Origin of the sequence: Kocuria sp. (assembly GCF_030530945.1) — a bacterium.
Classification (GTDB): domain Bacteria; phylum Actinomycetota; class Actinomycetes; order Actinomycetales; family Micrococcaceae; genus Kocuria.
Map to the genome: position 1 here is coordinate 16,265 of NZ_JAUMTZ010000001.1, position 13,975 is coordinate 30,239.

Annotated in this window: 12 protein-coding genes; 5 read left to right on the plus strand and 7 right to left on the minus strand. The window is 71.3% G+C overall.

The features are described from left to right. Positions 1-66 precede the first annotated feature (66 nt). Entirely contained in the window at positions 67-828 is a 762-nt protein-coding gene (locus Q4A22_RS00085; protein ID WP_303176472.1) for an SDR family oxidoreductase, read from the minus strand. A 465-nt stretch (positions 829-1,293) separates the two neighbouring features. On the opposite strand from Q4A22_RS00085, the gene Q4A22_RS00090 reads away from it, so the two are divergent. Continuing rightward, positions 1,294-3,258 (plus strand): alpha-amylase family protein, encoded by a 1,965-nt coding sequence (locus tag Q4A22_RS00090; RefSeq protein ID WP_303176474.1) that lies wholly within the window; start codon positions 1,294-1,296, stop codon positions 3,256-3,258. Between the two features lie 408 nt (positions 3,259-3,666). Further along, positions 3,667-4,278: a hypothetical protein gene (locus Q4A22_RS00095; RefSeq protein ID WP_303176476.1), complete on the plus strand. Its 612-nt coding sequence runs from the start codon at positions 3,667-3,669 to the stop codon at positions 4,276-4,278. A 9-nt stretch (positions 4,279-4,287) separates the two neighbouring features. On the opposite strand, the gene Q4A22_RS00100 is transcribed toward Q4A22_RS00095, so the two are convergent. Further along, the gene (locus tag Q4A22_RS00100; RefSeq protein ID WP_303176478.1) at positions 4,288-5,007 is read right to left on the minus strand and encodes an N-acetyltransferase; all 720 of its coding nucleotides are present in this window, start codon (positions 5,005-5,007) and stop codon (positions 4,288-4,290) included. Between the two features lie 170 nt (positions 5,008-5,177). Between Q4A22_RS00100 and Q4A22_RS00105 the strand changes: the two genes are divergently transcribed. The 3 genes from Q4A22_RS00105 to Q4A22_RS00115 all read left to right on the plus strand — a co-directional run bounded on the left by Q4A22_RS00105 (position 5,178) and on the right by Q4A22_RS00115 (position 7,492). Beyond that, positions 5,178-5,798, plus strand: a complete 621-nt coding sequence (locus Q4A22_RS00105) for a superoxide dismutase (RefSeq protein WP_303176480.1) — start codon at positions 5,178-5,180, stop codon at positions 5,796-5,798. A gap of 214 nt (positions 5,799-6,012) precedes the next feature. Next, positions 6,013-6,990, plus strand: a complete 978-nt coding sequence (locus Q4A22_RS00110; RefSeq protein ID WP_303176481.1) for a D-glycerate dehydrogenase — start codon at positions 6,013-6,015, stop codon at positions 6,988-6,990. Between the two features lie 313 nt (positions 6,991-7,303). Continuing rightward, positions 7,304-7,492 (plus strand): hypothetical protein, encoded by a 189-nt coding sequence (locus tag Q4A22_RS00115; RefSeq protein ID WP_303176483.1) that lies wholly within the window; start codon positions 7,304-7,306, stop codon positions 7,490-7,492. 291 nt (positions 7,493-7,783) lie between these two features. Here the strand turns inward: Q4A22_RS00115 and Q4A22_RS00120 are convergent, their stop codons facing one another. The 5 genes from Q4A22_RS00120 to Q4A22_RS00140 form a co-directional block, all read right to left on the minus strand. Beyond that, complete coding sequence (locus Q4A22_RS00120) at positions 7,784-8,980, minus strand: cysteine desulfurase family protein (RefSeq protein ID WP_368410533.1); 1,197 nt, start codon at positions 8,978-8,980, stop codon at positions 7,784-7,786. An 83-nt stretch (positions 8,981-9,063) separates the two neighbouring features. Then, entirely contained in the window at positions 9,064-9,963 is a 900-nt protein-coding gene (nadC, locus tag Q4A22_RS00125; protein WP_303176485.1) for a carboxylating nicotinate-nucleotide diphosphorylase, read from the minus strand. Further along, the gene (locus tag Q4A22_RS00130) at positions 9,941-11,758 is read right to left on the minus strand and encodes an L-aspartate oxidase (protein ID WP_303176486.1); all 1,818 of its coding nucleotides are present in this window, start codon (positions 11,756-11,758) and stop codon (positions 9,941-9,943) included. The genes nadC and Q4A22_RS00130 overlap by 23 nt, the downstream gene beginning before the upstream one ends. Before the next feature lie 31 nt (positions 11,759-11,789). Then, positions 11,790-13,115: a quinolinate synthase NadA gene (gene nadA, locus Q4A22_RS00135; RefSeq protein WP_303176488.1), complete on the minus strand. Its 1,326-nt coding sequence runs from the start codon at positions 13,113-13,115 to the stop codon at positions 11,790-11,792. Beyond that, complete coding sequence (locus Q4A22_RS00140) at positions 13,112-13,822, minus strand: NUDIX domain-containing protein (protein ID WP_303176489.1); 711 nt, start codon at positions 13,820-13,822, stop codon at positions 13,112-13,114. The genes nadA and Q4A22_RS00140 overlap by 4 nt, the downstream gene beginning before the upstream one ends. Positions 13,823-13,975: the final 153 nt, after the last annotated feature.

The following is a 13,975-nucleotide window of genomic DNA, read 5'->3' on the forward strand; positions in this document are numbered from 1 at the left end:
GCCGGGCGTTCGTCATGCGGTGTTCATGTGCGCCCGCGGGCCCCCACCATCTGGGCGCTGTTCGGGCTATGCCACCCCGAACCCACCGTTGCTGTGGAGCACCTGCCCCGTGATCCACCCTCCCTGTTCGGACAGCAGGAAGGCGACGAGGTCGGCGGTGTCCGAGGGCGTTCCGAGGCGACCGGCAGGAGTCATGGTTGTGAGGTGGTCCTTGATCTCGGGGGTCATCCAGCCGGTGTCGATCGGGCCGGGATTGATCGCATTGGATCGCACACCGAGCGGTGCGAGTTCGATGGCTGCTGCGGTGACCAGTCGGTCCAGCGCACCCTTGCTGGTGCCGTATGGGAGGTTGAATGCCGAATGGTCACTGGTCAGCGCCACGATGCGCCCAGAGGCCTGAGTCTTGACATGATCGGGAAGTGACTCGGCGAAGGCCTTGATCAACAGCCACGACGCGCGTGCATTCACCGCGTAGTGCCGGTCCCAGCTTGCCACGGTGGCGTCCAGGATCGAGCTGTCGACGCCTTCTGAATGGGCCAGCACCAGAGCCGTGAGGGTACCGTCTGCACCGGCACGCCGCACGAGCTGCTCGGGAACCACCGGATCAGTCAGGTCCGCCGGCAACAACATCACTGTTGCTCCACTGCCCTGACATTCGTCGGCGATCTGGTCGGCGTCGTCGTCTCCTGACGAGATTCCGACGCGGGTCTCGTAGCCGGGCAAGTGGACCAGGGCGAGGTCCCAACCCTCTGCGGCAAGACGGACGGCAATGGCCGCTCCGAGACTGTTGCAGCGGCCGACGCCTGTGACCAGTGCTGTGGGTCGCATGGACGCACCCCTTTCGTCATTGTAAGCCCGAAAGTACAGCGTTAGTGGTGCGTGCGACAGGCCGTCAGCCAGAGTGCGTGTACATGGAGAACTCGGTGGCGTCCGGGAACGGTTGGCACTGTTCACCGGTTCTGCACAGGGTTGTCCACACGCTGTGGGATTCCACACAGGGCGCTCCTGACCTGCGGCGATGCGGGTGTCACCCCACGTGGCCGGTCTGCTGTGAACAGGGGTTTTCCACCCCTGTGGATAACTCTGTGCACACGCTGTGCAGTGAACGGCGGGTGACCCCCTGGTCATGAGCACGTCACCTGGCGGGGACGACCGGGCGCGTGTCTATGCTGGTTGGCGGCCGTGCCCGCCCGTGGGTGGTGGCGGCCGGAGAAGGACCCGGTGTCAAGGGGGATCCCGGGCGGAGAGACATCCCACGGGCGCTCCGCGCGCCCACCGAGGAGGCATGGTCACGTGCGGCCAGACGACGCGATCCCCCACCGGATCACCGGACGCGACGAGCTGCTGGACGCCGTCCGCGAGCAGCTGCTGCGGGACACCCGCGTGGATCCCCGGGACCGTGAGGTCTTCACGGGCAGGCTCACCCGTCATGTGGACCACCTGATCACATCCCTGTACGCCGTCTACGGATCGGACGAGGACTTCTGGGACACCGTGGCCCGTGCGGTGGACACGGCCTGGGAGGCCTACGTCCAGCGCCCCCGGGAGCTGAGGGAGCTGGACCGCACGCGCGAGGACCGGACGCCGTGGTTCACGTCCCGGGAGGCCGTGGGGGGTGTGTGCTACGTGGACCGCTACGCCGGGACGCTCGCCGGGCTGCGGCAGCGGATCCCGTACTTCCGGGAGCTGGGACTGACCTACCTGCACCTGATGCCCCTCTACGAGAGCCCCGCAGGCAACTCGGACGGCGGCTACGCGGTCTCCTCGTACCGCCGCGTGGACCCCGCGCTCGGGACCATGGCGGAGCTGGCCGAGCTCGCGGCCGAGCTGCGCGCCCACGGGATCGCGCTGGTACTGGACTTCGTGTTCAACCACACCTCCAACGAGCACGAGTGGGCCCGGGCCGCCACGGCGGGGGACCCCTTCCACGAGCGGTTCTACTGGATCTACCGGGACCGCACCGTCCCGGACGAGTTCGAGCGCACGGCCCGCGAGATCTTCCCCGACGACCACCCCGGGGTCTTCACGCGGGTGGACAGCACGCCCGCGGGTCGCGCGGGAAGCCCCTTCCACCCCGATCCCCGCTGGGTGTGGACCACGTTCCACCGCTTCCAGTGGGACCTCAACTACTCCAACCCGCACGTCTTCCACGCCATGGCCGGGGAGATGCTCTTCCTCGCGAACCAGGGGGCGCAGGTGCTGCGCCTGGATGCCGTGGCCTTCATCTGGAAGCAGCTGGGCACCTCGTGCGAGTCCCAGCCGCCCGTCCACGACCTGCTGCGGGCGTTCAAGGCCGTCGCGGCGCTCGCCGCCCCTGCGGTGGAGTTCAAGTCCGAGGCGATCGTGCACCCGGACGAGGTGGCCCGCTACATCCACCCGGAGCAGTGCGCGCTGTCCTACAACCCGCTGCAGATGGCGCTCACCTGGGAGGCCATGGCCACGCGGGACGTCACCCTGCTCTCGGCGGCGCTCGCCGAGCGCCACACCACCCCCGAGGCCACCGCGTGGGTGAACTACGTCCGGGGCCACGACGACATCGGGTGGACCTTCTCCGACGACGACGCCGCGCGGCTGGGAATCGACCCGGCCGGTCACCGCCGCTTCCTCAACGCGTTCTACACCGGCCGTCACCCCGGCAGCTTCGCCCACGGCGTGGCGTTCCAGGACAACCCCCGCACGGGGGACTGCCGGATCTGCGGGACCACCGCGTCCCTGCTGGGGCTGGAGAGCGAGCCGGGCCCGGCCGTGGACCGGATCCTGCTGGCGCACTCCCTGGCCATGAGCACCGGGGGGCTGCCCCTGCTCTACCTGGGGGACGAGGTGGGCCAGCTCAACGACGCCCGGTGGGAGGAGGATCCCGCCCACGCGCAGGACGCCCGGTGGGTCCACCGCCCCGAGTTCTCCGCGGCCGACCACGAGCGGCGCCACGACCTGTTCTCGGTCCAGGGTCGGATCTACGGGGGAATCAGGGGCATGATCGCCGTGCGCCGCCGCACCCCGGAGTTCGAGGGGACCGCGCTGGTCCCGTTCACCACCCACAACCCCCACGTGCTGGGCTACCAGCGGCCCGGGGCGCACAGCGTGGTGCTGTGCCTGGCGAACTTCAGCGACTGGGCCCAGTTCGTCACGGGGGAGACCCTGAGCGGCTTCCTCCCGGCCGCGGTGGACCTCCACGAGGAGGCCGCGGTGGACCTGCGGGGCGGTGCGCTGCTCGAGGCGCACGGTTTCCAGTGGCTGCGGGTCATTCCCGTCGGCTGAGAAAACACCGTCACACAACTGTCCCCCGAAGTGGGGGTGGGTACGCCCAGAAGGGTGGACACCAGCAGTTGTCCACAAGGATTGTCCACAAGCGTGGATAAGTGAGGCGTGTCTCCCGCGCCATCACCGATACTCTCAGTCTCGGGCATTTGGCCAGGTCAGTGGGTGGTTTCCAGGTCGGACCGCGCGCGTCCCACCGGTGCGGTCGAACACGCGTTCGAGCTTTCCCCAGAATTTTCCACCGCTGTGGACAACCTTTCTCCACCGCCTGTGCACCCGTCACAACTCCTCGGGCGGGGTGACGTTTTGTCGTCTTTGCATAAGATTGGAGGCCTGATGAGTTGCGTGCAATGAGCCGCTCGGTGGGACGAGCGGCTCGGGGAGAGGCACGCCCAAAGGGGGGAAACAATGACTGTTCGCACCACCATGGTCGAAAACGACGACCGCAGCTTCACCCTGCTCGCTGAGCAGGACGTACCCGTGACGCTCGAGGAGTTCGAGCACGCCTTCGGGCGCCCCCGGGACATGGGGCGCTGGTTCGGCGTGGAGTTCACCTGGCCCACGAGCCCGGACCACCAGCTGGCGGTGGGGTCGGCCCTGGAGTTCCGGGCGTCCGTGGGGCCGCTGCCCGTGGACTTCACGCTGATCGTGGCGGACCGCGTGCCGGGCGAGTCCCTCATGTTCCGCACCACCCGGGGCTGCGTGGACATGCTCATGGAGTACACGTGGCACGCCACGGCCACGGGGGTCTCGGTGCAGATGCGCACGGACTACCGCGTGCGCGGCGCGCTGTGGTGGAAGCTGCCGTGGACGCGCGCCATGTCCCGCCGGTACACCACCAGGGGACTGGAGGCCATGCGCCGGGACCTCGTGGCCCGGCACCCGGTGGCTCGCGCGGCCACCCGCTCCACCGAGTCGCACGCCGCAGGGGCGGCGCATGCACCCGGGGGCGTGCCCTCGCCGCGCACCGCGCCGGCGCACCGCAAGGCGCCTCGGCGGCACCGTCCGCAGCGGGCGTGAGACCGGTAGTCAGCTCCGCGCGCGCTGCTGCGGGGAGTCGGCCGGGTCCGTGGGCTGCGGCAGGGAGCGTTCCATGCGCATGACCCTGACCCGGTAGTCCATGCCGGGCACGTCGAAGTCCACCGCGCCGCGGGGCGAGTACCCCAGCCCGGTGTAGAACGGCTGCAGCGGGGGGCTGGTCACGTCGCAGTCCAGGCGGGCGACCGTGCGTCCGGAGGCCGCGATGGCCCGCTCTGCCGCACGCACCAGACGCGAGCCCGTGCCGGTGCCGCTGAGGGAGCGGTCCACCGCCACGCCGTGGATGTACCCGGCGGGCACGGGCTGCTCGCCCCAGATCTCGGGGTCCTCCCAGATCACGCGCACGCTCGCCAGCACACGGGCCGGGTCCTCCGGGGACTCGACGACCCACCACTCGCCGCGCTCGACCTCCTGTGCCACGTGCTCCACGGCGTACTCGCCCTCGCGCCACTGGTCGATGCCGCGCCCTATCATCCAGCGGGCCAGCCTGTCCCGCAGCTCCACGATGCCCCGGGCGTGCACGGCCCGGGCGGGTTCGATCTCCAGTGCACCGGGGTCCACCCGTGGCGAGGGACGACGCCGCCCGGGTGCCTCTTCGCTCTCAACGCCGGGCCCGGCGTCTGCCACCGGGCCAGGTTCTGGGCCCGGGTCCGGGGCGTTGGCACCCGCAGCGGGGAGCGGGAGCGGGGACGCGGCGTCGTGGGCTGGCATGCCCCGAGAGTAGGCGAGACCGGGGTGGACGCTCCGGGGCAGGGTGCCGGTGTGACGGATCGTGACGGGGTGCCCGCCCCCGTACGCTGGCGGCTGAACGTCCTTGACCCGTGGCGCGCGCCGGACGGACAGTGGAGACATCACGCCCCGTCAGGAAAGGACGATCCACCATGGCTGAGAAGTTCACCCTCCCCGACCTCCCGTACGACTACGCCGCGCTCGAGCCGTACATCTCCGCGCAGATCATGCAGCTGCACCACGACAAGCACCACAACACGTACGTGACCGGTGCCAACACCGCTCTGGAGAAGATGGAGGAGGCCCGCGCCAACGGTGACGCCGCCGGTGCCGCCAAGCTCTCCAAGGACCTCCAGTTCAACCTGGGCGGCCACATCAACCACTCCATCTTCTGGAAGAACATGTCCCCGGACGGTGGCGACAAGCCCACCGGCGAGCTGGCCGCGGCCATCGACGAGTTCTTCGGCTCCTTCGACGCCTTCCGTGACCAGTTCACGGCTGTGGCCACCACCATCCAGGGCTCCGGCTGGGCCATCCTGGCGTACGAGCCGATCGCCGGCAACCTGGTGATCGAGCAGATGTACGACCAGCAGAACGGTGTGCCCGTGGCCACCATCCCCCTGCTGCAGCTGGACATGTGGGAGCACGCGTTCTACCTGGACTACCAGAACGTCAAGGCCGACTACGTCAAGGCCTTCTGGAACATCGTGAACTGGGCGGACGTGGCCGAGCGCTTCGAGAAGGCTCGCGCCGGCGCCAAGTCCCTCATCTGATCCCCGCATGACGCGCCGCTCCGCGGTGTCATGATCCTCGGAACCCCGCTCGGCCGCGCCGTGCGGGGTTCCGTGCTTCCAGACCCCCATTCCTGCGGCTGCTGTTCAGCCCGTCCGTCTGCGACCCGGTCCCCCGGCACCCGGGTGAGCCCGCAGCCGGACGGCCCCGGCGCCGTCGCCCGTGTCCGTTCCGCCCACTCCGAGGAGCACAGCCATGTCCGTCCAGCGTTTCCTGGTGACCGATGAGATCCCCGAGCCCGGCGTGACGATGCTGAGAGAGGTGGGAGAGGTTGATGTCCGGCACGGCATGGATGCCACGGAGCTGCGGCACGCCGTGACCAGCGGTGAGTACGACGTGGTGATCTCCCAGACGTCGGACCGCTTCGACGCCGACCTGCTGGCCCGGGCGCGGATCAGGGGGATTGCGAACTACGCCGTGGGCTACAACAACATCGACGTGGCCGCGGCCGCCGAGCACGGCATCGCAGTGGGCAACACCCCCGAGGTGCTCAACGACGCCACCGCCAACCTGGCCATGCTCCTGCTCCTGGGTGCGGGGAGGCGAGCCCACGAGGCCACCGAGTTCCTGCGCGGCGGAGAGTTCACGGGCCTGCGGCCGAAGCTGATGGTGGGGCAGGACGTGTCCGGGGCAACCCTGGGAATCGCCGGGCTGGGGCGCATCGGGAAGGCGGTGGCCCGCCGGGCGCTGGCGTTCGGGATGACCGTGGTCTTCACGCAGCGCCCGCCCCGGGACCGGGAGGTCTCGGACGAGGAGCTCGGTGACCTGGGCGGAAAGGTCACCCAGGTGCCCTGGGACGAACTGGTGGAGACCAGCGACTACATCTCGCTGCACGTGCCCCTCACGGAGGACACCCGGCACCTGGTCGACGCGGACACCCTGCGCCGCATGAAGTCCACGGCCGTGCTGGTGAACACTGCGCGCGGGCCGGTGGTGGACGAGAAGGCCCTGGTGCAGGCACTGAAGGACGGCGAGATCTTCGCGGCGGGTCTGGACGTCTTCGAGAACGAACCGGAGGTGGAGCCCGGCCTGCTGGAGCTGCCCAACGCGTTCCTGCTGCCGCACATCGGCTCCGCGGAGGAGGGCACCCGCTCCCGGATGGCCCGGATGACGGCGGAGAACGCCGTCGCCATGGCGCGGGGCGAGGAGCCGCCGCACCCGGTGCACCCCTAGCGCTGAGAACCTGATTCCACGATCATGCTCTCGTGAGCACACCATCGCGGGGCCCGGCGAATGATCGTCCGAGTAGCGAAACCCTGTGGGACGGATGGTTCGAGACCCAGTACGGCCAGATGTATATGTACTGGGGCTCGTGATCATGGCTGGATTGCGAGGGGGCCGGGTCCGAGTACTGCTCAACTCCTCAGAACCTCCCGTTGGTGACGAGTGGGAGGACGTTGTGGAGCTCTCTCTGGTTGTCCCCGAGGGGGAGCAGTTCAGCATCCTGCCCTGGGGATGGGAAGAGGTCTTTACGTTTCCCCAACTCGTGCCAGCTGCATACCGGTTGCGGGTCAGCTTCCGTGACCGCGAGGCGGGGCACCAGGACGAGGTGAGCGGGGAGCACCTGCTGGAGTTCTGGCAGGCGCCCCTTGCGCCGGATGCGATTCTGCGTTCCACCACGAGCGATGCTGCCTACTGGCACAGGGCGTGGGGTGTGCGGAGGGAGGAGCAGTAGATGAGGGGTAGCCGTGGGTCTGTGTATGTGTGGGTGCTGTTCGTTGTCGTCTCTGTCGTTGCCCTCGTCGTCGTGTATCTCCTGATGGGCAAGTCCTTCGGGGATGCGCTGATCCTGGCCGGAGTCGCAGTCGTGGGGGCCACTCTGGGGGTCTGCCTGCGTGAGGTCTTCCGCGGCAAGTCACGGCGGCGGACGCCGGAGGGGCGTCATGCTCAGCGGGATGCGGACTTGCACGACTGACTCTTCGCCCTGTGGTGGGGCCCGCGGTCTGCGGGAAGCGAGGGTCAGCCCTCAGTGCCGGTGGCGCAGGGCAGTGACCACCTCCGCGGTGGCGGCCACGGCGGCGTCGACGTCCTGCGCGGTGGTGTCCCTCCCCAGGCTGTAGCGCACTGCGGCGCTCGCGAGCTCCGGTGCCAGGCCCAGCGCTGTGAGCACGTGGGACGGTTCCGTGGATCCGGCGGAGCACGCCGAGCCCGAGGACACCATGATCCCGCGGTTCTCCAGGTCCACCAGCACCGTCTCGCCGTTGACACCGGGGAAGCAGAAGCTCGCGTTCGTGGCCAGGCGTGCGCCTCCTGCTGATGGGTCGGGGCCGGTGAGCAGGGCGCCGGGGACGCTCCCCAGGACGCCCGCGATCAGCCGGTCCCGCAGCTCGGTGCACCGCCGCGCGTGCTTCTCGCGCTCCGCCTCCGCCTGCTCCAGGGCCACGGCGAACCCCACTGCCCCGGCCACCGTGGAGGTCCCCGGACGCCGTCCGCGCTCGTGGCCTCCGCCGCTGAGCAGGGGCCTCAGCGGGGTTCCCCGTCGCAGCCAGAGCACCCCGATGCCCGGGGGCGTGCCGATCTTGTGGCCGGCCAGCGTCAGTGCGCTCACACCCAGGGAACGGACGTCCAGGGGCAGCGTGCCCGCGGCCTGGACGGCGTCCGTGTGCAGGGGGACGTCCCGCTTCGCCGCGATCTCGGCGAGGGTCGCGACGTCCTGCACCGTGCCGATCTCGTTGTTGGCGAGCATCACGGAGGCCACGGCCACCCCGCTGCCCGCGGTGGCATCGCCCACGAGCGCGGACCGGAAGGCGTCCGGGGTGACCGCGCCACACGTGTCCACGGCCGCGCACCGCACGGCAAAGCCCTCGTGCCGGGCGAGGTCCGCCGCCGACTCCAGGACGGCGTGGTGCTCGACCGCACTCGTGACCAGGCTCGTCCGGGCGGGGTGGCGCTCACGGCGGGCCAGAGCGATTCCCTTGACCGCGAGGTTGTCCCCCTCGGTGCCGCCGGACGTGAAGACCACCTCCCCGGGACGGGCGTGGAGCACCGCCGCCACGCGCTCCCGGGCCTCCTCGAGGGCGCGGGCGGCGCGGCGGCCCCGCTCGTGGTGGCTGGACGCGTTGCCGTACTCGGCGGTCAGCCACGGCCACATGGCCTCCAGCACATCTCGGCGGGGAGCTGTGGTGGCGGCGTGGTCGAGGTAGATCACGGGATGACCTTTCATGGGAGGAGTGGCAACCGCGAGGGGCGGACGGATGCGGTGCGCACCAGGGTCCCGCGCTGCTGCTGAGTCGGGTGAGGTCTCCGCTAGCCCACGGCGATGTCCAGACCCAGGTCCAGGGCCTGGACGGAGTGGGTCAGGGCCCCCACGGAGATCACGTCCACTCCGGTGGCGGCCACCTGCCCGATGGTCTCCAGGGTGATGCCCCCGGAGGCCTCCACGGCGGCGCGGCCGTCGACCACGGCCACGCCGCTCACCAGGTCCGCCGGGGTGAAGTTGTCCAGCAGCACCACGTCCGCCCCGCCTGCCAGGACGTCCTCGATCTGGTCCAGCCGGTCCACCTCCACCACCATGCATGCCGTGTGAGGCATTTTTCGTCGGAGCTCGCGCAGCGCGCGGGGCAGGGATGCGCCGCCCGCCGCGAGGACGGCCAGGTGGTTGTCCTTGAGCATCACGGCGTCCGAGAGACCGAAGCGGTGGTTGTGCCCGCCCCCGCACGTCACGGCGTGCTTCTCGAGCGCGCGCAGCCCGGGGGTGGTCTTGCGGGTGTCGCACACCCGGGTGCGGGTGATGGTTCCCGCGGGGAGCTTGTTCGCGCGCTCCACCTCCGTGACCTTCTCCTCCACGGCGGCCACGTAGCGGGCGGTGGTCGTGGCGATCCCGGACATGCGCTGCACGAGGTTCAGCACCGTGCGCTCGGCGGTCAGCAGGGGCCGTGCCGGGCCGCTCACCGTGGCCACCGCGGTGCCGGGCTGCAGCCGGTCGCCGTCCGCCACGTGCAGCTCCACCTCCAGTCGGGGGTCTGCGAGGGGGAATCCCACCCTGACCACCTCTGCCCCGGCGAACACCCCGGCCTCCCGGGAGACCACCGTGGCGGTGGCGTGGGCGTCCTCCGGAATCACGAGGTCGGAGGTGAGGTCACCCCACGGGGCGTCCTCTGCGAGTCCGGCGCGGATCACGGCTTCAACGGCTGAGCGGTGCAGCATGCGCTGTCCTTTCGTGGGTGTCGCGGTCGGTGGGCCGAGGATCTGCGGCCGCCACTGAGGAGTCCGCACGATGGTGCGCGCCCCGTGACTCCGTGCGCAACCGTGCCGCACGGACCAGCTCACGGGCCACGAGCAGCAGGTTCCGGTCCTCGTGCGCGGCCAGGGTGGCGGCGTCCCCGGCATCGGCTCTCCGGGGCTCGGCGGGCGACGCCGCCGCGAGCCACCTCTCCACCGCTCGTTCCGTCTCCGCGAGGCCGGCGCCGGTGCGGACCACTCCCGCCCCTCGCCACATGGCGTCCTGCAGGGCGGCCCGGGTGAACGGGCTAGCGCCCTCATCGGGGAGAACGGTGTCCGGGTGGCCCATCGGGGAGGTCATATCGAGTGATCCCCGTGCGTTCGGGCCATCACCCGACGTCTTCGAGGCCGCGTCGGTGACATATGCGGACGACGTGACGGTGTGAACGGTGGCATCGGCGGGCTCCGTGGCCGCGCCGCGGCCCAGTGCGGAGCCCCGGCGGGCGACGAGGCGCCCGACGCGCTCGCCGAACACCACCGCCTCCAGCAGCGAGTTGGAGGCCAGCCGGTTGGCGCCGTGCAGGCCCGTGGCGGCGCACTCGCCCGCGGCCCACAGGCCGGGGACCCCGGTGCGACCGCGCTCGTCCGTGGCAATGCCGCCCATCATGTAGTGCGCGGCCGGGCTCACGGGCACCTGCTCCCGGGACCAGTCGATGCCGCGCGCCGCCAGTGCCCGGTGGATCGTGGGGAAGCGGCTGGCCAGGACCTCCGCGCGGTCCGTGCCCTCCGGCACGAGAACGGTGGAGCAGTCCAGGAAGACGTCGGCCTCCGTGGCGAGGCGCTCCGCCGCAATCGCGCGGGCCACGACGTCCCGGGGGGCGAGCTCGGCCCGTGGATCCACGGCGAGCATGAAGCGTTCACCGCGGTGGTTGCGCAGCACGGCTCCCTCGCCGCGCACGGCCTCCGAGATCAGGAAGGACCCCGGGGCGGCCAGCGCCGTGGGGTGGAACTGCACGAACTCCAGCCCGCGCACCGCCGCACCGGCCCGCAGGGCCAGGGCGATGCCGTCCCCGGTGGCCACTGCCGGGTTCGTGGTGAACGGGTACAGCTGCCCGGCGCCGCCGGTTGCGAGCACCACGTGCTCGGCCTCCAGGGTGCGTTCCGGACCGAGGAGACCGCCCGCCTCGACCGCCCGGACGGTCACGCCGGTCACCGCACCGGAGGTCAGCTTCAGCTCTGTGACCAGTGTGTATTCCAGGACGGCCATGCCTTCGCGGGCGGCAGTGGCGCGTGCGACCTCCGCGAGCGCCGTCTGCATCGCGTGGCCGGTGGCGTCCCCTCCGGCGTGCAGGATCCGTGGCACGCTGTGCGCACCCTCGAGCCCCTGGACCCACGGCGAGTCGGGGCCGGCAACGCGGTCGAAGCGGACGCCCCGACCGGTCAGGGCGGTGACGGCCGCGGGGGAGTCCACCACCACGCCCCGCACCACCTCGGCGTCGCAGCATCCCGCCCCGGCGGAGAGCGTGTCCCGCACGTGCAGCTCGGGGCTGTCGAGGAGCTGGCCGCCGGGCAGGTCGCGCGTCATGGCCGCGATCCCACCCTGGGCGAGGTCCGTGGCGGTGTCCGTCAGCGCGGCCTTGCTCACCACGGTGACCCGGGCGCCGTCGGCGGAGGCGCGCAGCGCGGCGGTGAGTCCCGCGGCGCCGGAACCCACGACGACCACGCGCGGTGCGGCGTCGTCCCCCGGGGCGGCGTCCGCCGGAGCGTGGCGGTCTGGCACACCCGGGGTGCTCCGGGCGGCGCCCGCCGGGTCACGCACGCGGCACCGCGGCGAGCATGCGTTCCAGTGCGACCGAGGCGTCCTGCGCAACGTCCCGGGAGACCGTGACCTGGTTGACCACCCGTCCCGCCACGAGCTCCTCCAGGACCCACGCGAGGTAGCCGGGGTGGATTCGGTACATGGTGGAGCACGGGCAGATCACGGGGTCCAGGCAGAAGATGGTGTGCTCCGGGTGCTCGGCGGCCAGCCGGTTGACCATGTTGATCTCCGTGCCGATCGCGAAGGTCTGTCCGGGCTCAGCCGCGGCCACGGCCCTGCGGATGTGGTCCGTGGAGCCTGCGGAGTCCGCGGCGTCCACGACCTCCATGGGGCACTCGGGGTGCACGACCACGGTGCAGCCCGGGTGCTCCGCGCGTGCCCGCTCGATCTGTGCCACGGTGAAGCGGCGGTGCACGGAGCAGAAGCCGTGCCACAGGATCACGCGGGAGTCCCGCAGTCGGTCTGGGGAGTTCCCGCCCAGCTGGCGGCGCGGGTCCCACAGGGGCATCCGTTCCAGGGGGACGCCCATGGCCTTGGCGGTGTTGCGCCCCAGGTGCTGGTCCGGGAAGAACAGCACCCGCTGGCCGCGGGTGAACGCCCACTCGAGGACCGTGGCCGCGTTCGAGGACGTGCACACGATGCCCCCGTGGCGCCCGCAGAACGCCTTGAGCGCGGCGGAGGAGTTCATGTAGGTGACCGGCACCACCGAGGCCAGCGGCTCGCCGTCCTCCCCGGTGAGCACCGTGCCGTCCTCGGCCGTGGCATGGGGGCCCAGCACGTCCACGAGCTCCGCCCAGCACTCCGCCACGGAGTCCTCGTCCGCCATGTCCGCCATGGAGCAGCCCGCGGCGGGGTTCGGCAGGATCACGGCCTGCTCGCTGGTGGAGAGGATGTCCGCGGTCTCGGCCATGAAGTGCACGCCGCAGAACACGATGGCCTCCGCCTCCGGGTGGGCCTTCGCCTGCTGCGCCAGCTGGAACGAGTCCCCGATGAAGTCCGCGTGGGCCACGACCTCGTCCCGCTGGTAGAAGTGGCCCATGACCACCACTCGCTCGCCCAGGGTGTCCTTGGCGGCGCGGATCATGGCGTCCAGCTCCTCGGCGGTGGCGTCCCGGTACCGCTGCGGGATGGCGGGCTGCGCCGGGGAGCCCGGGGGAACGGCGTCGTCCTGGGACGCCCCGGGGCCGTAGCCCTCGGTGAGCGGGGCCGGGAAGTCCCACGGCTGCTCGGCGAGCGCGGCGCTGCACGAGCCCGGGGACGACGCCGCGGCGTCGGGCCGGGAGGCCAGCAGGGTGAGGCGGGTGGGGACGGAGGTCATGGGGTCTCCTGGTGCGGGTGGATCGGGTCGGATCGGAACAGGGCGGGGGTGTCCTCGGCCGCGAAGCGGTAGAGGGCCGGCGGCCGGTGCGGGGTACCGGGAACACGCTCACCGGTGTCCTGCAGCCGGCCCGAGCGCAGCACGTGACGGCGGAAGTTGGGGGCGTCCAGTGCGTGCCCCAGGATGGCCTCGTGCACCTCGCGCAGCTGCGCGACGGTGAACACGGGCGGCAGGAAGGACCGGGCGACCGTGGGGTCCGCGATCCGGTCGCGCAGCCGGTCCAGGGCGTGCGCCACGATGCGCGAGTGGTCGAAGGCCAGCGCGGGCAGAGCGGTGGCCCGCAGCCAGGCGACGTTGAGGTCCTCCTCCCCGGCGGCGGCGGCGTCCTCCGCGGGCAGGGCCACCCAGTAGACCACGGTGACCACGCGCTCGTCGGACCCCTCGGAGCGGTCCAGACCCCCGAACGTGGCGAGCTGCTCCAGGTGCGCGGTGCCCAGTCCCACGGTGAGCCGCAGGTACCAGGCGGCGGCGTCCTCCAGGTCGCGGTCCTCCTGGAGGGGCCCGCCGGGCAGGGCCCACACGTGGCGGTACGGCTCCCGGACGCGGCGCACCAGGGGCAGCCACAGCTCGTGGCGCCCGCCGGGGCCCGTGGGACGGACGGTGAAGATCACGGTGGACACGGCGAGGCTCGTGCGCGAGGAACCCATGGCGCGCTCCCTTCGCCGCCCGGGGGCGGAGCCGTCAACCGGTAAATGTCACCATGACTCTAACGACTGAGATCCGCTCCGCGGGACCGGGTCCGAACATGACGCCGCCGCGGTGCGGGACGGCACCGATCGCCGGGCGCCCCCTGCCGAGAC

Excerpts from the sequence above, each read along its gene's own strand:
- Q4A22_RS00095 (WP_303176476.1), top strand. The coding sequence starts at position 3,667 with ATGACTGTTCGCACCACCATGGTCGAAAACGACGACCGCAGCTTCACC.
- Q4A22_RS00100 (WP_303176478.1), bottom strand. The coding sequence starts at position 5,007 with ATGCCAGCCCACGACGCCGCGTCCCCGCTCCCGCTCCCCGCTGCGGGT.
- Q4A22_RS00120 (WP_368410533.1), bottom strand. The coding sequence starts at position 8,980 with ATGAAAGGTCATCCCGTGATCTACCTCGACCACGCCGCCACCACAGCT.
- Q4A22_RS00105 (WP_303176480.1), top strand. The coding sequence starts at position 5,178 with ATGGCTGAGAAGTTCACCCTCCCCGACCTCCCGTACGACTACGCCGCG.
- nadC (WP_303176485.1), bottom strand. The coding sequence starts at position 9,963 with ATGCTGCACCGCTCAGCCGTTGAAGCCGTGATCCGCGCCGGACTCGCA.
- Q4A22_RS00085 (WP_303176472.1), bottom strand. The coding sequence starts at position 828 with ATGCGACCCACAGCACTGGTCACAGGCGTCGGCCGCTGCAACAGTCTC.
- Q4A22_RS00140 (WP_303176489.1), bottom strand. The coding sequence starts at position 13,822 with ATGGGTTCCTCGCGCACGAGCCTCGCCGTGTCCACCGTGATCTTCACC.
- nadA (WP_303176488.1), bottom strand. The coding sequence starts at position 13,115 with ATGACCTCCGTCCCCACCCGCCTCACCCTGCTGGCCTCCCGGCCCGAC.
- Q4A22_RS00110 (WP_303176481.1), top strand. The coding sequence starts at position 6,013 with ATGTCCGTCCAGCGTTTCCTGGTGACCGATGAGATCCCCGAGCCCGGC.